Genomic DNA, 22,606 nt, shown 5'->3' on the forward strand with positions numbered 1-22,606 from the left:
CACCGTTACATCTTCATCGTCAGGCTGAACTGGAACACGCGACCGGTATTCATGTAGCCGCCGTTGCGATCGTTCGAGATGTAGCGTTCCGACTTGCCGACCGTCGCCCAATAGGTGTGCTGGTCGAGCAGGTTGCGCGCCGCCACGCCGATCTCGAGGTTTTCGGTGGCGGCGAAGGCGAGGCCGAAGTTCATCTCGCCGATCGGCTGGACGTAGATGTCGGGCTGGCTGTCCTGCACGGTCGCCAGGAAACGACCGGTGTAGTTGTACGACAGGTTGGTGCGGAACTGGCCGGCGGCATAGAAGATCTCGGCATTGTAGATCAGGTTCGGCGCCTGCGGCAGGGTCGATTTCCGGATGTCGGTCGCCGAGATCTGATAGTTCGCTTCGGTGTGCTGGTACGTGATGTTGCCGCCGACCCCGAAATTGCCAAGGAAGTTCGATGCGAGCATGTCGCCGATCGTGAAGCGGCCCGACGCCTCGATACCGCGAGCGTTGCCGTCGCGGCCGTTGGCGGGCTGGATCGTCGTCACCGATCCGACGGTGTCGCCGATCGAGCGCGTCCCGGTCGGCACGAGGATGTTCTTGAGAGTCTTGTAATAGAGCGCGACCTGGAGATAGCGGCCGACGCCGCCATAATATTCCACGCCCGCGTCATAGCTCCATGCCTCGACCGGTTTCAGGTTCGGGTTGGGCCGGGTGACGGTGATGTTGCCGCTGGAATCGGCCTCGCTCCGCTGGGTCGGGCCAGCGAGCTGGTCGAAGGCCGGACGCGCATAGCTCGACCGCACCGCGCCGCGCACGACGAACCGCGCATCGGGCTTCCACGCCGCCAGCAGGCTGGGGTCGAGATGGTCGTAATCGCGTCCCGCATCGACGAAAGTGCCGCCGACGCCGTTCGCGTTGGTCGAGAAATACCGCGCCCGGAAGCTGTTGTCCTCATAGCGGAGCCCCGGCATCACCTCCAGCGTCCCGATCGTCAGCGTTGCCGTCGCATAGGCCGCCTTGCGCTTTTCGTTGCCCTTGAGCAGCCCCTGGTTGATCACCGTCGGTGAGACTAGCGACTGGTTCACATACTGGCTGACCTGGGAATCGAGCTGGCTGCGGTCGAGGACCTTGATCCCGCGCGACGGATAATAATCGAGGAAGTCGGTCAGCACATGGCCGTTATACTGGTTGATCGTCGGCCCCTGCACGGTCCCGTTCTGGAGCGGCGTCAGGAACCGGTAGCGCGTGACGTCGGGCGCCAGCGAGCGACCATCGCGGTCCGAATTCTCGTACAGCCCGCCGATCGCGACGTTGGTCAGCACGCCGGTGCCGTCCCAGCCGATGCTCCCCTTCACGGTCTTCTTGACCTCCGACAGATAATCGTAGCCCTGCTGGATGTAGAGCTGGCTCGGTCGGTCGAGCGACGAGACATAGGCGCTCGCCCCCGACGACAGCACCGGTCGCGGCGATTTGGGATTGGACAGGTCGACAACGACGCCCTGCGTTGCGGCGCCGGTGTTGTTCGCCGCGCCGTTATAGGCGATCCCGCGGAACGCCGCCTCGATCCGTTGCGGCTGATCGAAGCGACCGTCGGCATAGGCGCCTTCGAGCGAGGCGGTGAAACCGTTCCAGTGGGCCTTGCCGCCAAGCTGCGCGGAGAACAGTTCCTGCTCGACGTCCTCGGTGCGGAAATAGCTGGCCGGGTTGATGCCGAGCGGGGTGTAGACGCCCGCGGCGTTGTACGACTGCGTCGTGCCGCCACCGGTCAGGGGGCGAACCGGGTTGGAGCTGGTCTGGCCGCGCGTCAGTTCGTTGCGCAGCCCGGTCTGGTTCATCGTGTTGGTGTTGAGATAGGTCGCGTAGTTCACCCGCGCGAACAGTTCGATCGGGTCGCCGTGATAGTCGAGCGAGCCGGTCGCACCGTAGCGCTTGATCTCGTTGTTGTAGAAATTCCACTGGACGCCGTCGGCCGACAGGGCGTTCCCGTTGGCGCGGGGTGTGCCGACGTTGAAGGCGGTGGTCTTGTAGTCGTTCTGCACCGCGGTCGATTCGGCGGCGTTGGCGCGCTCCTCGTAATAGCCCGCGACATAGACGCCGAACTGACGGTCGCTGCCGAACCGCCGCGCGGCGTCTATGCCGACCGCGCCGCCGAACCCCTTCTGCTTGCGGTCGAGCGCGAGCTGCGCGCCCTGGGCGAGGACGCGGGCGCGCGTGAAGTCGGTCGAGAAGTCGAACGCGGTCGGCGTCCGCAGGTCGATGATGCCGGCGATCGAGTCGGAATCCTTGGCCGCCCCGGGCGTCTTGTCGACCGCGATCGCGCCGACCGCGAACGGCGAGAACAGGTTGAGCGAGATCGCGCGCGAGCTGCCGGCGACCTGCGGCAGGCGCAGGCCGTCAAGCGTGTAGGCGTTGTAGCCGGTGTCGAACCCGCGGATCGAGACGTACTGTGCCTCGCCGGTCGCGCTCTGGTTGCGGCCCTGGTCGCGGCTCACCGAGATGCCGGGCAGTTGCTTGGCGAGATCGGCGATCCCGGTCTGCGAGTGGATGGCGACGTCGCCGGTGGTGACGATGTCGATGACGCCGACCGCGTCATGCTCCTCGGCGAGCGCGGTCTGCTGACGACGGCCGTTGACGACGATGTCTCCGGTGATCGCCTCGCTGACGGTCTCCTTCGGCAGCGTGTCGTCCGTCGTCGCAGTGGCCGGGCTGGTCTGCGCGAACGCAGCCGTGCCGGGGACGATGACGATCGCGGCGGCCAGCGCACCGCCGGCGACATGCGTCAAAAGAGCAAGCGCGCGCGATCGCTGCCGGCGTACCGGCATCGGGAGTGTCGTGTTCATGGTTTCCCCCCTGGGATGGTTGGGCGGACTGATACGTCCGTTGACCGGGCAGCTAGGACCGATTCGATACCGTTTTATGACAGGATCGTATAATTGTACGTGTTTGGTTACTTTTTACGCTACGGAACGAGCGGATGCGAGACGGCCATCAGCCGAACCTATCCGCCGCTGATCGAACACTGCAATATCCGATGCCGGTCGATCGAAAGCGGTTATAGTGACCCGATGACACCGACGACCGACACGCTGGCAGACCTTGGCTGGACCGCGCATTTCAGCGAGCAGATTTCGGACGAGGAGGCGCAGCACTGCCATCCGGTCCGCGTGATGGCGGTCCACCGCGGCAAGATCGCGGTGGCGGGCGAGGGATCGCGCGACTTCGTCTCGCCCTATATCCCCGGCGCGCAGCCGACCGACGACCACCCGACCGTCGGCGACTGGCTGCTGTTCGACGACGCGATGGGGCATCCGATCCGCGTGCTGCACCGGATCAACCTGTTCAAGCGACGCTCGCCGGCCGATCCGCGCAAGGACCAGATGATCGCGGCCAACGTCGACACGGTGTTCATCGTCGCGTCGTGCAACCAGGATTTCAGCGTCGCGCGGCTGGAGCGCTATCTAGTGCTGGCGCGTGAGGTCGGCGTACAGCCGGTCGTGGTGCTGACCAAGTCCGACCTGACCGATACGCCCGAAACGTTTGCGGCGGCGGCGCGCGCGATCGAACCGGGTTTGCTGGTCGAGACGGTCAATGGTCGCGACCCAGCCGACGTCGCGCGGCTCGCGGCGTGGTGCGGTCCGGGCAAGACCGTCGCGTTTCTCGGATCGTCGGGAGTCGGCAAGTCGACGCTCGTCAATACGTTGCGCGGCTCCGACAGCATCGCGACGCAGGCGATCCGCGCCATCGACGGGACCGGGCGGCACACCACGACAGTGCGCGAGATGCATCGGCTTGAACAGGGCGGATGGCTGCTCGATCTGCCGGGGATGCGCGAGCTGCAACTGTCCGAGGCAGCGTCGGGCATCGCCGAGGTCTTCGACGATTTCACCCTGGTCGCGCAGGAGTGCCGCTTCTCGGACTGTTCGCACCGGGTCGAACCGGGCTGCGCGATCCAGGCGGCGATCGCCACGGGGACGCTGACCCCGGAGCGGTTCGACCGCTGGCGCAGGCTCGCGGCGGAGGAAAAGGGAACGGTGTCGACCGGCGGTCGGCGGCGGTCCTAAGCGCGCGTCATGCCAAGGTTCGGCGTGTTCCGGTCCTTAGCCGCTACGCCGATGCCGTAATGAACGATGCCAACCCTTCGCACCGTCCCGCGCTGCATTTCGTCGGGTTTCGGGGAGACGAATATTCCCGCGCGATCCGTATCTTCGGGCCGCCGGACTTCATCCATGTCGGCTGGGACAGCTGGGCCAAGCTGGACGTGGCGGCCGGCGACGTCGTGGTGTTCGCACGCGGCACGTTCGACGATCCCCCGTCCGCCTACGGTTTCCCGGATATCTACGAAGCGCCGGACGATGTGTCTGCCTGACAGGCTTACTTGCGCTTCCGCTTGACCGCGGTGCTTCCGCACGGAAATTTCGCCCGTAACGCGTTGCGCACGACGAAGGATGGCGCATCGGTCCATTGCTCGTCGTGCATCCGCAGGTATCGACGGACCGACGCGACGGTCTCCAGCGTCGAGGCGGTCGCGGGTTTCGGACAGATCTGGCGCGCCTGCGACAGCGTGTCGAACGCGCCGATGATATAGCCGGTGCAGAAGGTGGCGGCAGGATCGGTGTCCTTGCCGCGACAGTCGCTGACCAGCTGCTCGGTCGTCAGCGAACTGACCACGACGGGCGCCTTCGACGCGGCGAGTGCGGCAATCATCAACAGGATCATGCGGTTCTTCTCTTCGATCGAGCGGGTATAACGGTCATGCAGCGGGCTCGCTCTGTGCTGCGCCGTCGAGATACGGCAGCAGGCGGAGGCGGGGGAATACATCGTCCAGCGTCTTCGTGTCCGGCAGGATGTAGACCACGCCACCGGCCTTCTTGAACAGCGGGCTCAGTTTGCGCGTGTAGAAGGGCGTGCCGACGTTGACGCAGCCGAACGAGATCCGGTTGTCGTCGGGCGATGGCGACAGGAGCCGCTGGACGCGCTTCTCTTTCTTGTTCGTGGTGATGACCGCGTGGATCGCGACGGAATTGGCATAGTCCACCCAGAGCACGCGCTCATGGCCGAACGCGCGACCGAACTTGGCGACATACCGACCAGCGGGCGTCGTGCGTTCGGCGGGGCCGATGTCTTCGAGCTTCTTGGCACCGACCCCCGGGGTCGAATCGTCGCCGATGCCGATGCCAAGCAGCACGGGCGTCTGTCCGAGCAACGTGCCGTCTGCCTTGAACAGATAGAGCAAAGCGGCCGGCTTATCGATGACGATATAGGGCAGGGTGGCGTTGTCCTGCGCCGCCTTGACCCAAGCCATCACCCGAGATGCGGATTCTGTCGGAATGGGAGCGGGCACCGGGGGAGCAACGCTCGCGACCTTCCGTTTTGAAGGTGGGCGTTTTGAAGATGCGCCTTTTACCGATGCGCCTTTTACCGACGGGCGCTTGGCAGGCCCGGTTTTCGCGTTCGCCGCTTTCTTGGCAGGTCGAGTGCTGGCGTCGGCGGTCTGGGCATTCGCGAGGCAAGGTACCGCCGTAAGCGACACCAATGCGGCGACCCGAAACGCACAAGAAAACGGCTCTGACGCCATCGTTCGAAGATTGATCATTCGACGATTTAGCAGAGCCGTTTTCCGTTACAAGTGCCGGTTACCCGGCATTAGATGTTCGGCGATCAGCCGCGCGGCTTGCGCGCGCGCTGCTTCTGGAGCTGCTGCATCTGCTGGTCGACGCCATCGACGCGGCCGTTGAGCTGGTCGATCCGCTGACCATTCTGCTGTGCCTGGCCGGCTGCAGCCTGGGCCTGGGTCAGCGCCTGACCCGATACGCCCTCGACCGTGCGCAGACGTCCGTCGATGCCGTCGATGCGGGTGTTCACCGTGGCGATCTGATCGTTGACATAGCCCTTGGTTGCGCAGCCGCCGAGGCTGACCGAACCGAGCAGGATCATCGCAACTGCCGAACGCTTTGCAAAGTTAGAATTCATTCCCTCACCTCATCTGTAGTGGTATTTCCCGGCGACCAAGGTCCCGGCCCGATCCATTTGGCAATTCGTTTTGGCTGAAATGTGTCCGTTACGGGTCAAATCGAAGCACCGACTTTGCGCAAAACGGGGTCTATCCGACGGCGGTTGCGCGGTTCCGACGTCGTGGCAGCGAATACTTCGTCAGGCTGTATCTCATTGGCACCGCTTCGTTTTTTAGACGTCGTGGTCGCAGGGCGTGCATCGTCACGGCGTCGATCCGCCGCCTTCGACCCGGGTCAGAGCGTTCACCCCTGATCGTTTGCGCCGTTTTCGAACCACTCCGCATAGGGCGTGTTGGCGACCATGCGGCGGTTGAGGTCCGGCGTGCCGTCATCCCACCAGACCGGCCCGCGTTCGCCGAGCGCGACCTTCGCACGATCGACGCCCGCCCGCGGCTCCGCCAACGCCGCCTTGTCGGCCTTGCGCAACGCGACCCCCACCGCACGTCTGGCCTGCATCAGCTCGGCGACCAGCGTGGTACGACGGTCCTCGGACAGCGAGGGATCGGCGCGACGCCATAGCCTGCCTCGGACGACGAAGTATCGGCCGTCCGGGGTTACCGGATGAACGTCCGCGGGCACGCCTCAGCGGGTCTTCTTGGCGGGCGACGCGGTGAAGTCGGGATCCTTCTTCGCGACCCAGTCGACGAACTTGCGGATGGTCGGATTGGCGAGCAGGCTGTCGACATCCATCCCGGCGCGCTGCAATTCCGAATTGGTAAAATTGGTGGTCAGCGTCTGCTGGCAGACCGGGTGCATCGGCACGACATCGCGTCCACCGCGGCTTTTCGGCACCGGATGATGCCAGACGATCGTCGTCCCGGTCGGACGGCCGCACAACCAGCATTGCACCACCTGAGGAACGTCCTGCTCCTCCGCCGCCTGCGGGTCTTCATAGGGCATGTGTTTCGAATGCTTGCGGGCCATGGTGTACCTGAACTCTCTCGACGGGCGCTTCCGACGGGGGTGACTCAAAGCCGTTCCGTCCGTGTCGCGCAAGCAGGCTTTGGGTGAAAGGTTGCGTGCGCTGCATCCCTACCGACGTGAAACGCGTTTGCGTCCTGTCCGTCGTTCGATCGACAGCGATCATTCAAATTGCCTGGAGCCGTTACATGCCGAAGACCGTCATCGCCGACCTGTTCGCCGAAACGCTGCATCTGGCCGGGGTCGAGCGCATCTACGGGGTGGTCGGCGACAGCCTGAACGGGCTGACCGACAGCTTGCGGCGCCAGGGCAAGATCGAATGGATCCATATGCGCAACGAGGAGGCCGCCGCGTTCGCCGCGGGTGCCGAGGCGCAATTGACCGGTCGGCTCGCGGTCTGCGCCGGGTCATGCGGCCCCGGCAACATGCATCTGATCAACGGCCTGTACGACTGTAACCGGACCCGCGTTCCGGTGCTGGCGATCGCTGCGCAGATCCCTAGCGGAGAGATCGGCTCGAACTATTTCCAGGAGACGCGTCCCGAGGCGCTCTTCCGCGAATGCAGCGTGTATTGCGAGACGATCTCCGACGCCGACCAGATGCCGCGTACGCTTGAGACCGCGATCCGCGCGGCGGTCGGCCATCGCGGTGTCTCGGTCGTCGCGATGCCGGGCGATGTCGCGTTGCGCTCGACCACCGGCACGCTGGCGCGGTCGGCGGGCGCCTTGTTGCCGCCGCGCGCGACGACGGTCCCCGCAGACGCCGATATCGCCGAACTGGCCACGCTCCTGAACGGCGCCGGCAAGGTGACGATCCTCGCCGGCCGCGGGTGTCGGACCGCGCACGCCGAACTGCTCGAAGTCGCCGAACGGCTCCAGGCGCCGATCGTCCACGCGCTCGGCGGCAAGGAGTTCGTCGAATACGACAACCCCTATGATGTCGGCATGACCGGGTTGATCGGCTTTTCGAGCGGGTACGACGCGATGATGGGCTGCGACGTGCTGCTGATGCTCGGCACCGACTTTCCCTATCGCCAATTCTATCCGGTCGACGCCAAGGTCGCGCAGATCGACCTGCTCCCCGAGAATCTCGGACGGCGGACCGCGATCGATATCGGGCTGGTCGGCGATGTCGGCGCGACGCTCGCGGCGCTGATGCCGCATCTGACGGGCGCCCGCGACGGCGCATTCCTGAAATCCGCGCGCGACAATTATGCCGAGGCGCGCAAGGGACTCGACGAACTCGCCGACGGCACGCCCGGCAGCGGCGTGATCCATCCCCAGCATGTCGCCCGCGTCGTCAGCGAGGTCGCGGCAGACGATGCGGTGTTCGCCTGCGATGTCGGCACGCCGACGATCTGGGCGGCGCGCTATCTGAAGATGAACGGGCGGCGCCGGCTGATCGGATCGTTCAACCACGGATCGATGGCCAACGCATTGCCGCAGGCGATCGGCGTGCAGGCCAGCTTCCCGGATCGCCAGGTCGTCACGCTGTCGGGCGATGGCGGTCTGGCGATGCTGATGGGCGAATTGCTCACCGTCCGCCAGCTTGGGCTACCGGTGAAGATCATCGTCTTCAACAACGGCACGCTGGGCTTCGTCGAGATGGAGATGAAGGCGGCGGGGCTGGTCGAAACCGGCGTCGCGCTCGATAATCCGGACTTCGCGGCGATGGCGCGGGCGATCGGAATCCACGGCGTGCGGGTCACCGATCCGGGCGAGGTGGAGGCCGGCATCCGCGAGGTGCTGGCGCATCCGGGACCCGCGCTGCTCGATGCGGTGACGGCGCGCACCGAGCTGTCGATGCCGCCCAAGATCACGCTCGAGCAGATGAAGGGCTTCACGCTCTACATGGCCAAGGCGATCATCAGCGGGCGGGGGGATTCGGTCGTCGAGCTTGGCAAGACCAATGTCGGTCTGCTGAAACGGCTGTTTTGACCTAACGGGACGCGCTTCACTGGTAGCGCGCGGTCCGGTCGAAGCCGTTGTTCGTCTTGACCATCTTGGCGAGCTTGCGGACGTAGGACCGGACGTGGCGGTCGAATCGCGTGTCGTCATATACGCCACGCCAGATGAACTCGTCACGGTCGAGCAGTGCCTTCAGGTTGGCGGCGAAGCGCGTCTGGTCGACCGCCGAGTCCTTGGCCTGCATCATCGTGCAGACCATCTCCTCGGCGGTGGCCTTGTCGCAGTCGTCCTGCTGGCCATAGCCGCCGCGTTCGGCGACGACCTGATCGGACCGCGCCGCGGCGATCCGGGCGTCGAGCCATTTGCGCACCTGTGCTGCGTCCCAGTCGGTCGGACTAATGTCTGCCATCGCTTGTTCCCGATTGCGGTGCCGTCGCGCTTGCTCCGGTCTCTTCCGTTTGGCGCCCGCATACCGCGTGAAACGCGCTTTGGAAAATAGGGCGACATATCGCGCGGCAAGCCACTGGCGCATCGCAATAAACCGCCTATACCGTTCGGTATAAAATTATGCCCGGCCGCGTCGTATGCGCGAGCACATGTTTTAGCTAGGAGAGAGCGATGCCGATACTCGTCAATGGATCGGCAGTCGCTTTGCCCGACGATCCCCGCGTCTCGCTGCTCGATCTGTTGCGCGAGGGGCTGCACCTCTCCGGCACGAAGAAGGGCTGCAACCAGGGCGCATGTGGCGCGTGCACGGTGCTGGTCGACGGTGAGCGTATCCTGTCGTGCCTCGCGCTGGCGGTCCAGTATGACGGGCGTCGGGTCACGACGATCGAGGGACTGTCGGACGGGAATGCGCTGCACCCGTTGCAACAGGCGTTCATCGACCATGACGGGTTCCAGTGCGGCTATTGCACGCCTGGCCAGATCTGCTCGGCTATCGGCATGGCGGCAGAAGCTAAGCGCGGCGTACCGAGTAACGTCAGCGCCGATCTCACCGCTGATGTGCAGCTGACACGTGAGGAAATGCAGGAGCGGATGAGCGGCAATCTATGCCGATGCGGCGCGCATAACGGGATCATCGATGCGATCCGCGAAACCGTGGCGGCGGAGATGGCGGCATGACCCCCTTTGCCTATGCGCGGGCCGGCGATACCGCCGAAGCGCTCCGTCTCGGCCATGCGGAAACGGCGGCCTATCTTGGCGGCGGGACCAATCTGGTCGACCTGATGCGCGAGACGGTCGCCAAGCCCGACACGCTCGTTGATGTCACCGGGTTGTCCGATACGATCACCGAGACGGCGGATGGTGGGCTGCTGATCGGGGCGGCGGTGCGTAACACCGCGCTCGCCGAGCATGCGGGGGTACGCGCGCGCTACCCGATGCTGTCGCGCGCGATCCTGGCGGGGGCGTCGGCGCAGATCCGCAACATGGCGACGGTCGGCGGCAATCTGCTCCAGCGCACCCGCTGCACGTATTTCTACGACACCGACGGTTCGCGTTGCAACAAGCGGGCGCCCGGCGAGGGCTGCGATGCGGTCGGGGGCTTCACGCGTATCCATGCGATTCTGGGTGCATCGGAGGCCTGCGTCGCAACGCATCCGTCCGACCTGTGCGTCGCGTTTGCCGCGCTCGATGCGCTCGTCCATGTCGAGGGCCGCGGTGGCGCGCGGACGCTTCCGTTTGGTGAACTGCACCGTCTGCCGGGCGATCGTCCCGATCTCGACACGGTGCTGGCGGCGGGCGACCTGATCACCGCGATCGAACTGCCCGCGATGCCGTTCGCGGCGACTTCGACCTATCGCAAGGTCCGCGATCGGGCGAGCTATGCCTTTGCACTGATCTCGGTCGCGGCGGCGCTCGACGTGGTCGACGGGCAGGTGAGGGACGTGCGTATCGCGCTCGGCGGCGTGGCGCACAAGCCGTGGCGCGCGACCAAGGCGGAGGCGCTGCTGCGTGGTGGCCCGGCGACCGAGGCGGCGTATCGTGCAGCCGCGATCGCCGAACTCGCCGACGCCAGGCCGCTCCGCGACAACGGTTTCAAGATCGAACTCGCGAAACGGACGATCGTCGCCGTCCTTGGCGACCTGGGAGTATCCGCATGAGCATCGTCGATACCGTCAAGCAGACCGCGCAGGGTCTGGTCCAGGGTGCGGTCAGCAAATTGGTCCCGCTCGCGCCGGACAGCTGGGTTCCCGGCGGCGTTCCCGATCCGCTGATCGCGCGTCAGCACGGCCTGATCGGTACATCGGTGTCGCGACTGGATGGGCCGTTGAAGGTGAAGGGCGCGGCGCGGTTCGCGGCCGAATTCGCGCTCGACGACATGGTCTATGCCGCGCTGGCGTTCGCGACGATCCCGCGCGGGCGGATCGCGACGCTCGACGTGGCGGCCGCGGAGGCTTCGGCTGGCGTCGTCGCGGTGATGACGTATCGCAATGCGCCGCGGATGAACCAGCCCGCGGTGTTCGGGTCTGGGCCGACCGCGGCGGCGCCCGCCGACCTGCCGATCATGCAGGACGATCGCGTCGCCTGGAACGGGCAGCCGATCGCGGTTGTCTTGGCCGAAACGCAGGAACAGGCGGACTACGCCGCATCGCTGATCGTCGCGACCTACGCCGTAGAGCCATCGATCACGTCGTTTGCGGCGGCAAAGGCCAAGGGCGCCGAGCCGGCAACCTTCATGGGCCAACCGCTGTCGAACACAATCGGCGATGCCGACGCCATGCTCGCGGTGGCGCAACACAAAGTCGACCAGGTCTATCGAACGCCGCGGCACAACCACAACGCGATCGAGCCCCACGCAGCGACGATCGCCTGGGTGGGGGACGAGCTGATCGTCCACGATGCCAGCCAGCTGGTGACGATGGCTGCGGCAACGATCGCCGACGTGTTCGACCTGAAGGCCGAGCAGGTCCGCGTGACCTCTCCCTATGTCGGTGGGGGATTTGGCGGCAAGTGCCTGTGGGATCACCAGATCCTCGGCGCCGCGGCGGCCAGGCTGGTCGGGCGCCCGGTCCGCATCGTGCTGACCCGAGAGGGCGTCTACCGCGGCGTTGGCGGACGTACGCTGACCGAGCAGCGCGTCGCGATCGGTGCGGGTGCGGATGGCCATTTCCAGGCGCTGATCCACGCCGGGACCACCGCGGATACGCCGCACAACCACATGCCCGAACCGTTCATTCTCGGCACGCGCGCGGGCTATGCCGCGGACAGTATCAAGCTGTCGGTCGACGTCGTGAAGATCGACATGCTCGCCAACACGTTCATGCGTGCGCCCGGTGAATCGGTCGGGACGTTCGCGCTGGAATCGGCGATCGACGAACTCGCGGTCAAGCTCGGCATCGATCCGATCGACCTGCGTCTGCGCAACGAGCCGGAGGTGGATCCGACGTCGGGCCTGCCGTTCTCGTCGCGGCACATCGTCGAGGCGTGGCGTGCTGGGGCGGATGCGTTCGGCTGGGCCGACCGTGCGCTGCCGGGCGCGCGACGCGAGGGCGAATGGCTGATCGGGATGGGCTGCGCGACCGGGACCTATCCCTATTACCGGATGCCGGGAGCGGCAGCGCGGATCACGCTCGATCGCGCGGGCACGGCACTGGTCGAGGTCGCGGCGCACGAAATGGGGATGGGGACGTCGACGACCACGGCGATGGTCGCCGCGGAACGGCTCGGGCTGCCGCTCGATGCGGTCGAGGTTCGCTATGGCGATTCGATCATTCCTGGGTCGATCCTCGCGGGTGGATCGCAGCAGACGGCCGCGATCGGCGGCGCGGTGATCGCCGCGCATAACCCGCTGGTGGCGGAATTGTTGAAACTCGCCGGCAACGATTCACCGCTTGCCGGACTGTCGCCGGACGAGGTCGGCAGCGAGGATGGCGGTCTCGCCAAACTCGACGATCCAACCCGGCGCGAGTCTTATGTCTCGATCCTCGGCCGGGCGCAGCGCGATGCGGTCAGCGTGTCGGCCGAAGGATCACCGCCGCTCGAGCAGATGCACTGGTCGATGCATTCGCACAGCGCGATCTTCTGCGAGGTCCGCGTCAACGCGGTGACGGGGGAGGTGCGCGTCACTCGGTTCCTGGGGGCGTTCGACTGCGGCCGGATCCTCAATCCGAAGACCGCGCGCAGCCAGTTCCGCGGCGGCATGATCATGGGCCTTGGCCTAGCGCTGATGGAGGAGACCGAATTCGACGAGCGTAACGGTCGGATCATGAACCCCAGTCTCGCCGAATATCACATGCCGGTGCATCTCGACGTGCCCGAGATCGAAGTGATCTGGACCGACATCGCCGACCCGCACACGCCGATGGGTGCGCACGGAATCGGCGAGATCGGCATTACCGGGGTAGCCGCAGCGGTCGCGAACGCGGTCTATAACGCGACCGGAACGCGGGTCCGCGATCTGCCGATCACGTTGGACAAGTTGCTGGTCTGAAGCGACGCGGCCTGAACTCAATTCCGGTGTTTGGTCTCCGGCATCGCGAAGAAATAGAGCGCAAGGCCTAGTCCGGCAACGACCGCCAGCGTCAGGAAGCCGGCGGTGTAGCCGGCGCCGACGATGATCGCGCCGGCTAGTGAGGCCGACAGCGCTGCGCCCAAGCCTTGTGCGCTCGCGACCGCGCCCTGGCTGACGTTGAAGCGGCCGGTGCCCTTGGTCAGGTCGGCGATCACGACCGGGAACAGCGCGCCGAAGATGCCCGCGCTAATGCCGTCTAGCGCCTGGACCCCGACCAGCCACCACGGATCGTTCGACACGGTGTACAGCGCACCGCGTGCAGCGAGGAACGCGAAGGCGACGAGGAAGAGCGGCTTTGTGCCCCATTTCTCGGTGTTGCGACCGACGACGATCGCGACCGGTACCATCACCAACTGCGCGGCGACGATGCAGGCGGCGGTGAGCGATGTCGCCTGGTCCTTGCCGACCGTGCGCGAGAGAAGCTGGCTGACCGACGTCAGCATCGCGGCATTGGCGAGGTGGAACAGGAATGCGGTAACTGCGAAGATCATCAGCGGCTTGTTCTCGATCAGCGACTTCCAGCCGCTCGGCTCCTCGCAATCGTCGTCCGGTTCGCAGTCGAGACCCCGCGCGACCGCGTTGTCGATCGCGCCGTTGTCGATCCGCGATGCGGTGACGATGCTCGCGACGGTCAGTCCGCCCATCAACCAGAACACGACGACCGGGCCGAACTTCCACGCCAGTACGCCCGCCAGAGCGGCAGATACCGCGTTGCCCGCATGATTGAAGGCTTCGTTGCGGCCCACGCGCTTGGCGAACAGCTTGGGTCCGACCAGCCCGAGGGTAATCGCCGAGATCGCCGGCGCGAACACGGCGCCGGCGACCGCGGCGACCGACTGGGTGATGGCGACGACGGTGAAACCGGTCACGATCGGCAGCGATATGCTGCTGAGCGTCACGAGCAACGCGGCGATCATCACGATCCGCGGCTTGTTCCTGGCGCGATCGATCAGGCTACCGGCAGGAGTTTGCGAGATCAGGCCGATGATCCCAGCGATCGTCAGGACCGCGCCGACGGTCGCCTCGTTCCAGCCATGCGCGGGCCCGCGGACCGCCAGCAGGTAGATGGCGAGATACGGTCCAAGCCCGTCGCGCACGTCGGCCAGGAAGAAGTTCAACGCATCGAGCGTCCTGGTCGGGACGGATGTGCCGCCAGGTTCGTCCCGCGTGTCCGTTGCGGAAGGCGGATCCGTCATAGCCATGAGAATTCCTGAAACTTGCTGTCGAGCGCCCGACATTGTTCGCGAACCGGCCGTCGTCGGATCGTTAAATCGACCAACGCCCGGAAAGTTTCGACGATTGTATAATATCGATCGTGTAATTTAGGTAATGATCTCATGACCTAAACTGAAACTGAACGGTGCCGATAGCTTTCGGGGCGCACCGGGACCGATTATTGCGTGCCGGTCATCGCCGCGAAATTGTGCGAGCCGCTACCGGTTGCAAGTAGGTCTGGGCGGGCGGTGATCGGAGTCGCGCGAACCGCGACCAGGGTCACACCGGGACCGATCGCGAACCGGGCTCGGCGCTGGAGATACCCACGCGTCTCGACCGCCTGTGTCAGGACGATGCTGTGTGGGTAGGCCAGCCGCAGTCGTTCGCCGACGACGACCACGCCGCGGATCCCGAGGCGGTCCAGCGTGGCCGCTGCCTCGCGTGGGGTTCGCGCGGTCAGGACATAGCCGCGGCCCATGAAGTCGCTGGTCGACAGCCACTGCGAGGCCCTGGCCACCCAGATCCGCCGCCGGCCACGATCGGCATAGGCTGCCGCGGCGATCACCGCACCTTCGCCGCCGGCGCGACCGTCGACCAGCCAGAGACCGGGCGTGTCGATCATGGTCCGCGCGATTGTCGGCGCGCCGAGATCGGGCTTGGCGGTCAACTGGGCCAGCGCGACCGCGGGCACGACAAGCGCGCCGACGGTGCACGCGACCGCCGCCGCACGGTAGACCGCGCCGAGCCGCCACAGGGTTAGAACGCCCAGCGCGACGAGGATGGCGCACCATGGCAGCAACGGCAGGATGTAGCGGTCGACCAAAGCGACCGGAATGGCCGCCTGGAAGATCAAGGTGGCGAGGATCATCGCCACCGAGAGCCTGACGACCGGCCCTGCGCGCCCGTCGCGCCACCCCCAAATCGCTCCGATCAGCAGGAGGAGTATCCCGCTCCAGCCGATATTGGCGCGCACCGCCTGAAGATTGGTGACGACCGAGTCCCAAGCATAGGCGAGACCCGGGGCATAGTTGAAGCCCCCCGCCGAAATCCTGAACGAAATCAGATACCATGGCAGAATCAGCACCCCGGTCACCGCTCCGGCAACCCACAGCTTGCGGTCCCGCAACAGATGCCAGCGGCGCGACAGGACGATGTCGATCGCGGGGACGAGGACGATGAGCAGGCCGTTGCCCTTCACCAGCGTCGCGAACACCGCGAGCGCGGAGAACAGCGCGAGACGCCACCATGACGGGGTTTCGGCCGCGGCCAGCCAAGCGATGCCGGCGAGTCCGACGACCAGCGTCACCGGCTGGTCGAGGAGGAAATAGCGCGCGCTCTCGATCTCCAGGGGCAGGAGCAGCACCACGAATGCGGCGGCAATCGCCAGGCGTGGTGCGCCGGCGCGGAACAGGCCCCAGCCGACGAGCGACGCCGGCAGCCCTGCGATGAACGCGCTGAGGATCGCGGCGGCAAAAGGAGAGGGGCGCAGTACCGCGAACAGCGGTGCGAGCAGTGCGTACCAGCCGGGGGGCCAGTGACCGATCGAGAGCTTTGGAAAGTGCGCGTAGAAATCTTGCGCGAACGTCATCGGCGAGGGTAGCCCGGCGCGCAGCCAGTCGCCGATAAACAGCGTGTTGATGTAATGCGAGGACTCATCGGGATCGATGAAGCTCGCCGAGAGCTCGCCCGTGAGCGCAGCGAGCGCCAGCGCCGCCAGCCCGAGCAGCGGCGCAAGTGCGATCGTTCGCGTGACGGCCCCCCGGTTGGTCATCGCGCAAAACTAGCCGACCGGGCGCCCGAAAACCATGATCATTCGGTACCATCGCGCGGACGGGCCCGGGTAGACCGAAGCCGATGCCTTGGAAGGCAAAGGACTTCGGTCCGAGGGGCTAAGGGCGGTTCAGAACGCCCCGGACAGCGTGAAGAACACCTGCCGCGGCGGCGTCGCATAGCTGTTGTAGGTCGTGCTCGCCGCGCCGACGACGACTTCGTAGATGCCCTTCCGGTTAGTCAAGTTGGTGACGTTGACCGAAAACCGCGTGTTCTTCAGGCCGAGACCGCCGATCGGTGGCAGCGCGTAGCCGGCCTGCGCACTCAGCAGGACGCGACCCGATACCGACTGGTCGTTGGTGTAGGTGGCGAACCGGCGACCGACGAAATCGCCGATCACCTGGACGTCGAACGGGCCGTCGTTCGCGCTGGCGACGACCTTGTTGAGCCATTTGGCGGTGTTGGGGACGTATTTACCCGCCGTCGGGACCGTCGCGGTGCCGCTGATGTAGTTGTCGTCGTATTTCGAGCTGTTGTACGACAGCGCGTCGTAGAGCGAGAAATGAGGCCCGAAACGCACCGTCGTCGCGAAGTCGACGCCGTTGGTCGTCACGCCACCGACGTTTTGCAGGATCGATACGCCGCCGACGACCGACGCGATCACCGGCGTCGCGCTGATCTGCAACAGGCGGTTGCTGAAATCGACGTGGTAGTAGTTCACCTGGCCTTCGACTGCAGTGATCGGGCCGAGCGACACCTGACGATGCGAGCGGACGCCGGCCTCGTAGGTCCACGAGCTTTCGGGCGATGTCTCGGCCTTCAGCTGGTCGAACGCCTGCTGGCTGCCGAGATTATACGGCGACAGCCCGGCGGCGACCGACGTCTGGAACTGGCGGACGTTCTTCTGCACGTTGGCGAAGAGCTGCTCCGACGAGGTCACGTCCCAGGTCCCACCGACGGCGGGCAGGAACCATTTCTTGGTGCTGATCTTGCCTTCGGGCAGGCCGGTCGAGGCCCCCGACAACGCGCCTGGCAACGGCTGGACCGGTACTGCGCCATTGGCGAACTGCAGGCTCGACTTGAAGCCCGCCTCCAGCGTGACCGCGGGCGTGACGTGCCAGCGATCCTGGAGGTGGAATTGGACGATATCGACATCGACGTCGCTGCCATATTGGGTCAGGCGGCGCAGTGCCGGGTCGGCGCGGACATAGGGCGTCGAGGGATTGTCGATCGGGAACGCGTACCAGCGGCGCCGGACGGTGTTCGCGTTGTGCTCGTACCAGCCGCCCAGTTCGATCTCGTGATTGCCGGCTTCGATCGCGAGCCGCGACAACAGCCCCTCGCGATCGACGGTATATTCGGTCGTCCGCAGCGCATAGCCCGAATTGCCGAACACCTGCTTCAGGTTCTGGCCGGGATAATAGATGCGGAACAGCGCGGGCAGGCCCGCCACCGTGATCGGCCCGGCGATCTGCCCTTCGCCATCGTCGTGATGATAATACACTTGGTTCGAGAACGTCACCGCGTCCGAGAAGCGGTAATCGAGCTTCACATAGCCCAGATAGTCCTTGCGCTGCGCATCGCCGTAATAGTTCAGATAATTGGCCGGCGCGTTCGCGGGGACGTTGCCGTTGGCATCAAGATACGCAAGCGCCGCGCCGAAGTTCGGATAGAGCAGGCTGCGATAATAGGGCTCGATCCCGCCGGCATTGTGCGCGACCGAATCCTGGTTCGGCTCCTGCTTGTTGGAAAAGGCGAAATAGCCGGTCAGCGTGACGTGGCTGTCCTTGTGGACGAACTTCGCGTTTACCTGATAGCCGCCCTGTTTCGCGTCGAACTCCCACGCGCGCGCCTTTTGGCGGACGGCGGACACATAGCCGCTGTTGGTGCCGCCAAGGCCTTCGAATTCGCCGCTGTCGACCCGCAGATAGCTGCGCTGCGCATCGTAGCTGCCGAGCGTCTGCGCGAACCGGAGGCCGAGATCGCGCGCGGGATCGCTGGTGAAGGTCTCGACCGCGCCGCCGAGATTGCTGGCCGACGCCGTCCCGAGATCGGCGGCCCCCGACGACAGGCGGACCTGGCCGACATTCTCGCTGATCACCGCGCGCTGTGGCGAGAGGCCGTTGAAATTGCCGTAGGATTGATCGCCCAAGGGCACGCCGTCGAGCGTGAAGCCGAGCTGGTTCTGGTTGAACCCGTGGACGACCAGCGAGATGTTCTGTTCGTTGTTACCCCACGGGTCGGCGGTTTCGAACTGGACGCCGGGCAGGGTCTGGATCGCCTTGACCGGACTGACGCCGGGCATGGTCTTCTGCATCTCGACGCCCGACAGCGCGACCGAAGATCGCGTCGTGCGGCTGGCGGTCACCATGATCGTGCCGTCTGCGGTCGCGTCGCGTGGCGTGTCCTGGTTGGCGTTGGCGGTCGCGGCATCGGCGCTGGCCTCACCGTTTGCTTGCGCCGGTGCGGCCTGCGCGATCGACGGCGTTGCGCAGGCCATGATCCCGATCGCCGCCGACGACAGAAAAAGCGAAGCGCGATGCACGCCCCGGAACTCGAACATTGCAGATCCCCTTGTCGCCGCCCAAACGCGGCCTGAGGGCGGCCACTAGGCGGGGTCCGCGACACGTCGGTGTCGGTTCGGTTACATATATTATACAGTTGAGGCGGGGGGCCGCGCGGTAGGGCCGGGCGTGCGGCAATGCCGATCAGCCGTCGTTTTGGCCCCGCCAACAAAAGCTTTGGTGGCACAAAGGACAAAGACTTTCCAACGCCTATCGATCTGGGGGACATTGCTCGCGTAACCAGGAGGTGGCGATGCCACGATCGATGGAGCGTTCGAATGTCCAGTGGCCGACGGTTGCCGTCGCGGTTGCGATCTATGGCGGCTGGCTCGCCGCAACCGCGTGGCATAACGCGGTTCCTTGGCCCGTTCTGGTCGCGATTGGAGGGTGGCTGCTCGCGTGGCACGGGTCGTTGCAGCACGAGACGATCCACGGCCATCCGACGCGATACCCCGCGATCAATGCGGTGATCGGGTTCGTGCCGTTGTCGCTGTGGCTGCCGTACGGATCCTACCACCGAAGCCACCGCGCGCACCATGCCGCCGCGGTCATCACCGATCCGTCGCACGATCCGGAATCGCGGTATCGCGCGCGCGACAACGGTCTGGCGGCGTTGCTCGGCCTGCTGCAATCGACGCTGGCGGGGCAGATGATCTTCGGGCCGCCGATCTCGGTCGTACGGTTCCTGTTTGGAGAGGTCCGGCGGGTGGTCCACGAACCGGTGCTGGTGCTGCGGGACTGGGTACCGCATCTGGCTGCCGTCGCAATTCTTATCGCGTGGCTCGATCATGTCGGGCTGGGGCTCGGGCGCTACATTCTGACCTTCGTCTATCCTGGAATGGCGTTGACGATGCTGCGGTCCTACGCCGAGCATCGCGCCGATCTGGCTAGCCCCGGCCGTGCCGCGAGCGTCGAACGCGGCAGTGCGCTGGGGCTACTGTTCCTCAACAACAACCTCCATGCCGCGCACCATGAATCGCCGTCGCTCGCCTGGTATCGGTTGCCGGAGTATCATGCGCGCAACCGGGCGCGGTTCGTCGATCTCGGGGCACCGATCTACCGCGGGTATGGCGAGATCCTCCGCCGGTTCGCGCTGCGGTCGCATGACGACATGGTCCATCCGCGGCATAGGGGCACCCCGTCTTGACGAGGCACTGCGCATCGCTCGGCATGTACGATCATCCGGCGCAGCGGTCGGCGAACGATCGGATCTGGGCGGCAATGGCGGGGATCCTGCGGTCGGAGAGCGTTGCCGACGTACCGGATACGCTTGATCGGTCGCGCGACGTCCATGCGCTGTGGCGAGACCCTTCGCTTCTGTTCGGGCAGGCCTGCGGATACCCGCTGATCGCCGATTCGTCGCTGGCGCTCCGCGTGCTGGCGCTGCCGGTGTACGCTACACCGGGTTGCGTCGGCGCGACCCATACGAGCGTGATCGTGGCGCGGGTTGATGATGTCGGGACGTCACTCGACCGGTTCCGTCAGGGCTGCGCGGCGATCAACGACCGACGGTCGAACACGGGGGCGAACCTGTTGCGGGCGACGATCGCACCGGTCGCGGGGGAGGGGGCGTTCTTCTCCAGCGTGATCGAAACGGGATCGCACCGTGCCAGCATGATCGCGGTCGGCGCAGGCCAAGCGGATATCGCTGCGATAGATTGCGTGACCTACGCGGCGCTCGCACGCTTCGAACCGGCGGTGACCGCGGCGTTGCGGATCGTCGCGCACAGCCCGGCGTCGCCGACGCTCCCGTTCGTGACCGCCGCTTCGACAAGCGCGGCTACCGTAACGGCGCTTAGGATGGCGCTTGATCGGGTCATGGTCGATCCCGATCTCGCTGAGGATCGCGCGAACCTGTTCCTGACCGGTGCGATAGCGGCGGACCGTGCCGCGCTCGCGCCGATCGCTGCGCTCGAAGCCACGGCAATCCACGCCGGTTATGCCGAACTGAGATGACATGAGGATCCGATCATGATGCACGTCCCCGACACCCTCGATCTCGCATCGACGATCGCTGAACTGCGCGCGGCGCGCACCGCGTGGCGTCACGATGCGGATGGCCGCCACACGGTCGCACGGTTTCCGTCGCGCGATGCGGTCTCGGCGGCGATGGACGATCTGGTCGCGGCGCTGTTCCCCGGGCGGCTCGGCGCGTTCGCCGGCCCGGCGGACCTCGAGGATGCGTTCGTCGAGGCACGGCTTCGGGCGGCGCTGGCAGAATTCCGGCGGCAGATCGAACGCGAGTTCGGCTATTGGCAGGAAGAGTCGGTGTTGGCGTTCGATGCGAGCCAGGCGGCGATGATCGTCGATCTCTTCGCCGCCGACCTCGGACCGATCCGCGAACTGGTCGACGATGACGTCCGCGCGGCGTTCCTCGGCGACCCCGCGGCCCGCAGCGCCGACGAGATCCTGGTCTGCTATCCCGGCATCACTGCGATGCTGTACCATCGGATCGCGCATGCACTGTATGGTCTCGGCGCACCGATCGTCGCGCGGATCGTGTCCGAACTGGCGAACGGCCGTACCGGTATCGACATCCATCCGGGCGCGACGATCGGCCGACGGTTCTTCATCGATCACGGCACCGGCGTCGTGATCGGCGAGACCGCGATAATCGGCGATCGTGTGCAGCTCTATCAGCATGTGACTCTCGGCGCACGCAGCCCGCTCGGCGTCACCGAGGTCTCGCCGCGCGAACGGCTTGCCCGTCATCCGATCGTCGAGGACGACGTGGTGATCTATGCGGGCGCGACGATCCTCGGGCGCGTGACGATCGGGCAGGGGGCGACAATCGGCGGCAATGTCTGGCTGCTGGAGGATGTCCCCGCAGGCAGCGTCGTCGCCCAGCCCACCGCGGTGATCTTGGCGGGCGAGGCCGCGGACCATCTGCACGAGACGCTGCGGGGGCGCGCCGCATGAGCCGCTTTGCCTGTTGCCGCGAGATCGATGGCCCGCCGAAACCGGTGATCGGCGTGTTGTGCTGCAACGAGATCGCCAGCCGGCCGATCCAGGCGGTCGCCACGCGGTTCGTCGAGCCGCTGGTGCGCTATGCGGGTGCGACCGTCCTGCTGGTGCCCGCGGTGGCGGATGCGATGGATACGCGGTCGCTTGCCGGGCGGCTCGACGGGCTGTTGCTGACGGGATCGCGGTCGAACGTGGCTGGCGGGCGCTACGGCAACACGGATGCATCCGACGACGCGCTCGATCTCGACCGCGATGCCGTTGCGCTGGAGCTGGCGGGGCGGATGATCGAGGCGGGTCGGCCGGTGTTCGGGATCTGCCGGGGCTTGCAGGAACTGAACGTGCTGTTCGGGGGCACGCTGACCGACACGCTCGACGAGGGGCATCATCGCTCGACCGACGACGCCACCGCGTATGAAACGCTGTTCGATCACGTGCACGACGTCACGCTGAGCGCTGGCGGGCTGTTGGCCTCCGCGATCGCGCAACCGAGCATCTCGGTCACGTCCGTGCATCGCCAGGGCATCGATCGGCTTGGCGAGGGCCTTACCGTCGAGGCACATGCGGTATCCGACGGATTGGTCGAGGCGTTCTCCGCTCGACCGTGCGGGGGGGATGTGTTGGCGGTGCAATGGCATCCAGAGTGGGACGTTGCGGCTAGTGCATCCGGTCAGGCGTTCTTTACACTTATCGGACAGGCGCTCGGCGCCTATCGCGACCGCTGAAGGCGGCGAAAAATCATCAAACGCATCG

20 protein-coding genes are annotated in these 22,606 nt (G+C 65.8%); 10 read left to right on the forward strand and 10 right to left on the reverse strand.

Annotation, left to right across the window (positions count from 1 at the left end; genetic code table 11):
• Positions 1-5: 5 nt before the first annotated feature.
• Complete coding sequence (locus ASF09_RS05800) at positions 6-2,828, reverse strand: TonB-dependent receptor (protein ID WP_060525333.1); 2,823 nt, start codon at positions 2,826-2,828, stop codon at positions 6-8.
• Positions 2,829-3,053: 225 nt separating this feature from the next.
• Here ASF09_RS05800 and rsgA point away from each other — a divergent pair, with 225 nt between their 5' ends.
• Complete coding sequence (gene rsgA, locus ASF09_RS05805) at positions 3,054-4,049, forward strand: ribosome small subunit-dependent GTPase A (protein WP_060525689.1); 996 nt, start codon at positions 3,054-3,056, stop codon at positions 4,047-4,049.
• Between the two features lie 59 nt (positions 4,050-4,108).
• Positions 4,109-4,354 carry a hypothetical protein gene (locus tag ASF09_RS05810; RefSeq protein WP_060525334.1) on the forward strand — a complete coding sequence of 82 codons (246 nt, stop codon included), beginning with the start codon at positions 4,109-4,111 and terminating at the stop codon, positions 4,352-4,354.
• Positions 4,355-4,359: 5 nt separating this feature from the next.
• On the opposite strand, the gene ASF09_RS05815 is transcribed toward ASF09_RS05810, so the two are convergent.
• From ASF09_RS05815 to ASF09_RS05835, 5 genes are all read right to left on the reverse strand, one after another.
• The gene (locus ASF09_RS05815) at positions 4,360-4,704 is read right to left on the reverse strand and encodes a Rap1a/Tai family immunity protein (protein ID WP_156359236.1); all 345 of its coding nucleotides are present in this window, start codon (positions 4,702-4,704) and stop codon (positions 4,360-4,362) included.
• Positions 4,705-4,738: 34 nt separating this feature from the next.
• Positions 4,739-5,290 carry a L,D-transpeptidase gene (locus ASF09_RS05820; protein WP_443024973.1) on the reverse strand — a complete coding sequence of 184 codons (552 nt, stop codon included), beginning with the start codon at positions 5,288-5,290 and terminating at the stop codon, positions 4,739-4,741.
• A 356-nt stretch (positions 5,291-5,646) separates the two neighbouring features.
• Complete coding sequence (locus ASF09_RS05825) at positions 5,647-5,922, reverse strand: hypothetical protein (RefSeq protein ID WP_056049482.1); 276 nt, start codon at positions 5,920-5,922, stop codon at positions 5,647-5,649.
• Positions 5,923-6,242: 320 nt separating this feature from the next.
• Positions 6,243-6,578 carry a hypothetical protein gene (locus tag ASF09_RS05830; protein ID WP_060525335.1) on the reverse strand — a complete coding sequence of 112 codons (336 nt, stop codon included), beginning with the start codon at positions 6,576-6,578 and terminating at the stop codon, positions 6,243-6,245.
• Between the two features lie 3 nt (positions 6,579-6,581).
• Positions 6,582-6,923, reverse strand: a complete 342-nt coding sequence (locus ASF09_RS05835) for a hypothetical protein (protein WP_060525336.1) — start codon at positions 6,921-6,923, stop codon at positions 6,582-6,584.
• Positions 6,924-7,108: 185 nt separating this feature from the next.
• Between ASF09_RS05835 and poxB the strand changes: the two genes are divergently transcribed.
• Positions 7,109-8,857, forward strand: coding sequence for a ubiquinone-dependent pyruvate dehydrogenase (gene poxB, locus ASF09_RS05840; protein ID WP_060525337.1), 1,749 nt, complete (start codon positions 7,109-7,111; stop codon positions 8,855-8,857).
• A gap of 16 nt (positions 8,858-8,873) precedes the next feature.
• On the opposite strand, the gene ASF09_RS05845 is transcribed toward poxB, so the two are convergent.
• Complete coding sequence (locus tag ASF09_RS05845) at positions 8,874-9,236, reverse strand: hypothetical protein (RefSeq protein ID WP_060525338.1); 363 nt, start codon at positions 9,234-9,236, stop codon at positions 8,874-8,876.
• A 209-nt stretch (positions 9,237-9,445) separates the two neighbouring features.
• On the opposite strand from ASF09_RS05845, the gene ASF09_RS05850 reads away from it, so the two are divergent.
• From ASF09_RS05850 to ASF09_RS05860, 3 genes are read left to right on the forward strand one after another with little or no spacing between them, the layout of a single operon-like run.
• Positions 9,446-9,952, forward strand: a complete 507-nt coding sequence (locus ASF09_RS05850) for a 2Fe-2S iron-sulfur cluster-binding protein (protein ID WP_060525339.1) — start codon at positions 9,446-9,448, stop codon at positions 9,950-9,952.
• Complete coding sequence (locus ASF09_RS05855) at positions 9,949-10,932, forward strand: FAD binding domain-containing protein (RefSeq protein ID WP_060525340.1); 984 nt, start codon at positions 9,949-9,951, stop codon at positions 10,930-10,932. Before ASF09_RS05850 ends, ASF09_RS05855 begins: the two co-directional genes overlap by 4 nt.
• Complete coding sequence (locus tag ASF09_RS05860; RefSeq protein ID WP_060525341.1) at positions 10,929-13,262, forward strand: xanthine dehydrogenase family protein molybdopterin-binding subunit; 2,334 nt, start codon at positions 10,929-10,931, stop codon at positions 13,260-13,262. The genes ASF09_RS05855 and ASF09_RS05860 overlap by 4 nt, the downstream gene beginning before the upstream one ends.
• Positions 13,263-13,279: 17 nt before the next feature.
• Here ASF09_RS05860 and ASF09_RS05865 read toward each other — a convergent pair whose 3' ends face one another.
• From ASF09_RS05865 to ASF09_RS05875, 3 genes are all read right to left on the reverse strand, one after another.
• Positions 13,280-14,545: an MFS transporter gene (locus tag ASF09_RS05865; protein ID WP_235529676.1), complete on the reverse strand. Its 1,266-nt coding sequence runs from the start codon at positions 14,543-14,545 to the stop codon at positions 13,280-13,282.
• A 191-nt stretch (positions 14,546-14,736) separates the two neighbouring features.
• Entirely contained in the window at positions 14,737-16,329 is a 1,593-nt protein-coding gene (locus ASF09_RS05870) for an ArnT family glycosyltransferase (RefSeq protein WP_060525343.1), read from the reverse strand.
• A gap of 129 nt (positions 16,330-16,458) precedes the next feature.
• On the reverse strand, positions 16,459-18,891 hold the full coding sequence (locus ASF09_RS05875; protein ID WP_060525344.1) for a TonB-dependent receptor: 2,433 nt from the start codon (positions 18,889-18,891) through the stop codon (positions 16,459-16,461).
• A gap of 254 nt (positions 18,892-19,145) precedes the next feature.
• On the opposite strand from ASF09_RS05875, the gene ASF09_RS05880 reads away from it, so the two are divergent.
• The 4 genes from ASF09_RS05880 to ASF09_RS05895 are packed head-to-tail and all read left to right on the forward strand — an operon-like array spanning position 19,146 to position 22,578.
• The gene (locus ASF09_RS05880) at positions 19,146-20,039 is read left to right on the forward strand and encodes a fatty acid desaturase (protein ID WP_060525691.1); all 894 of its coding nucleotides are present in this window, start codon (positions 19,146-19,148) and stop codon (positions 20,037-20,039) included.
• Complete coding sequence (locus ASF09_RS05885; RefSeq protein WP_060525345.1) at positions 20,036-20,848, forward strand: phosphate/phosphite/phosphonate ABC transporter substrate-binding protein; 813 nt, start codon at positions 20,036-20,038, stop codon at positions 20,846-20,848. The genes ASF09_RS05880 and ASF09_RS05885 overlap by 4 nt, the downstream gene beginning before the upstream one ends.
• 15 nt (positions 20,849-20,863) lie before the next feature.
• Positions 20,864-21,811, forward strand: coding sequence for a serine O-acetyltransferase EpsC (gene epsC / locus ASF09_RS05890; protein ID WP_060525346.1), 948 nt, complete (start codon positions 20,864-20,866; stop codon positions 21,809-21,811).
• On the forward strand, positions 21,808-22,578 hold the full coding sequence (locus ASF09_RS05895) for a gamma-glutamyl-gamma-aminobutyrate hydrolase family protein (RefSeq protein WP_200912532.1): 771 nt from the start codon (positions 21,808-21,810) through the stop codon (positions 22,576-22,578). The genes epsC and ASF09_RS05895 overlap by 4 nt, the downstream gene beginning before the upstream one ends.
• Positions 22,579-22,606: the final 28 nt, after the last annotated feature.

It is taken from the genome of Sphingomonas sp. Leaf242 (genome assembly GCF_001422045.1).
GTDB lineage: Bacteria > Pseudomonadota > Alphaproteobacteria > Sphingomonadales > Sphingomonadaceae > Sphingomonas.

Bases quoted from the DNA above. Each gene is read 5' to 3' on its own strand.
- ASF09_RS05800 (WP_060525333.1), bottom strand. From the start codon at position 2,828: ATGAACACGACACTCCCGATGCCGGTACGCCGGCAGCGATCGCGCGCG.
- rsgA (WP_060525689.1), top strand. From the start codon at position 3,054: ATGACACCGACGACCGACACGCTGGCAGACCTTGGCTGGACCGCGCAT.
- ASF09_RS05810 (WP_060525334.1), top strand. From the start codon at position 4,109: ATGAACGATGCCAACCCTTCGCACCGTCCCGCGCTGCATTTCGTCGGG.
- ASF09_RS05815 (WP_156359236.1), bottom strand. From the start codon at position 4,704: ATGATCCTGTTGATGATTGCCGCACTCGCCGCGTCGAAGGCGCCCGTC.
- ASF09_RS05820 (WP_443024973.1), bottom strand. From the start codon at position 5,290: ATGGCTTGGGTCAAGGCGGCGCAGGACAACGCCACCCTGCCCTATATC.
- ASF09_RS05825 (WP_056049482.1), bottom strand. From the start codon at position 5,922: ATGATCCTGCTCGGTTCGGTCAGCCTCGGCGGCTGCGCAACCAAGGGC.
- ASF09_RS05835 (WP_060525336.1), bottom strand. From the start codon at position 6,923: ATGGCCCGCAAGCATTCGAAACACATGCCCTATGAAGACCCGCAGGCG.
- poxB (WP_060525337.1), top strand. From the start codon at position 7,109: ATGCCGAAGACCGTCATCGCCGACCTGTTCGCCGAAACGCTGCATCTG.
- ASF09_RS05845 (WP_060525338.1), bottom strand. From the start codon at position 9,236: ATGGCAGACATTAGTCCGACCGACTGGGACGCAGCACAGGTGCGCAAA.
- ASF09_RS05850 (WP_060525339.1), top strand. From the start codon at position 9,446: ATGCCGATACTCGTCAATGGATCGGCAGTCGCTTTGCCCGACGATCCC.
- ASF09_RS05855 (WP_060525340.1), top strand. From the start codon at position 9,949: ATGACCCCCTTTGCCTATGCGCGGGCCGGCGATACCGCCGAAGCGCTC.
- ASF09_RS05860 (WP_060525341.1), top strand. From the start codon at position 10,929: ATGAGCATCGTCGATACCGTCAAGCAGACCGCGCAGGGTCTGGTCCAG.
- ASF09_RS05865 (WP_235529676.1), bottom strand. From the start codon at position 14,545: ATGGCTATGACGGATCCGCCTTCCGCAACGGACACGCGGGACGAACCT.
- ASF09_RS05870 (WP_060525343.1), bottom strand. From the start codon at position 16,329: ATGACCAACCGGGGGGCCGTCACGCGAACGATCGCACTTGCGCCGCTG.
- ASF09_RS05875 (WP_060525344.1), bottom strand. From the start codon at position 18,891: ATGTTCGAGTTCCGGGGCGTGCATCGCGCTTCGCTTTTTCTGTCGTCG.
- ASF09_RS05880 (WP_060525691.1), top strand. From the start codon at position 19,146: ATGCCACGATCGATGGAGCGTTCGAATGTCCAGTGGCCGACGGTTGCC.
- epsC (WP_060525346.1), top strand. From the start codon at position 20,864: ATGATGCACGTCCCCGACACCCTCGATCTCGCATCGACGATCGCTGAA.
- ASF09_RS05895 (WP_200912532.1), top strand. From the start codon at position 21,808: ATGAGCCGCTTTGCCTGTTGCCGCGAGATCGATGGCCCGCCGAAACCG.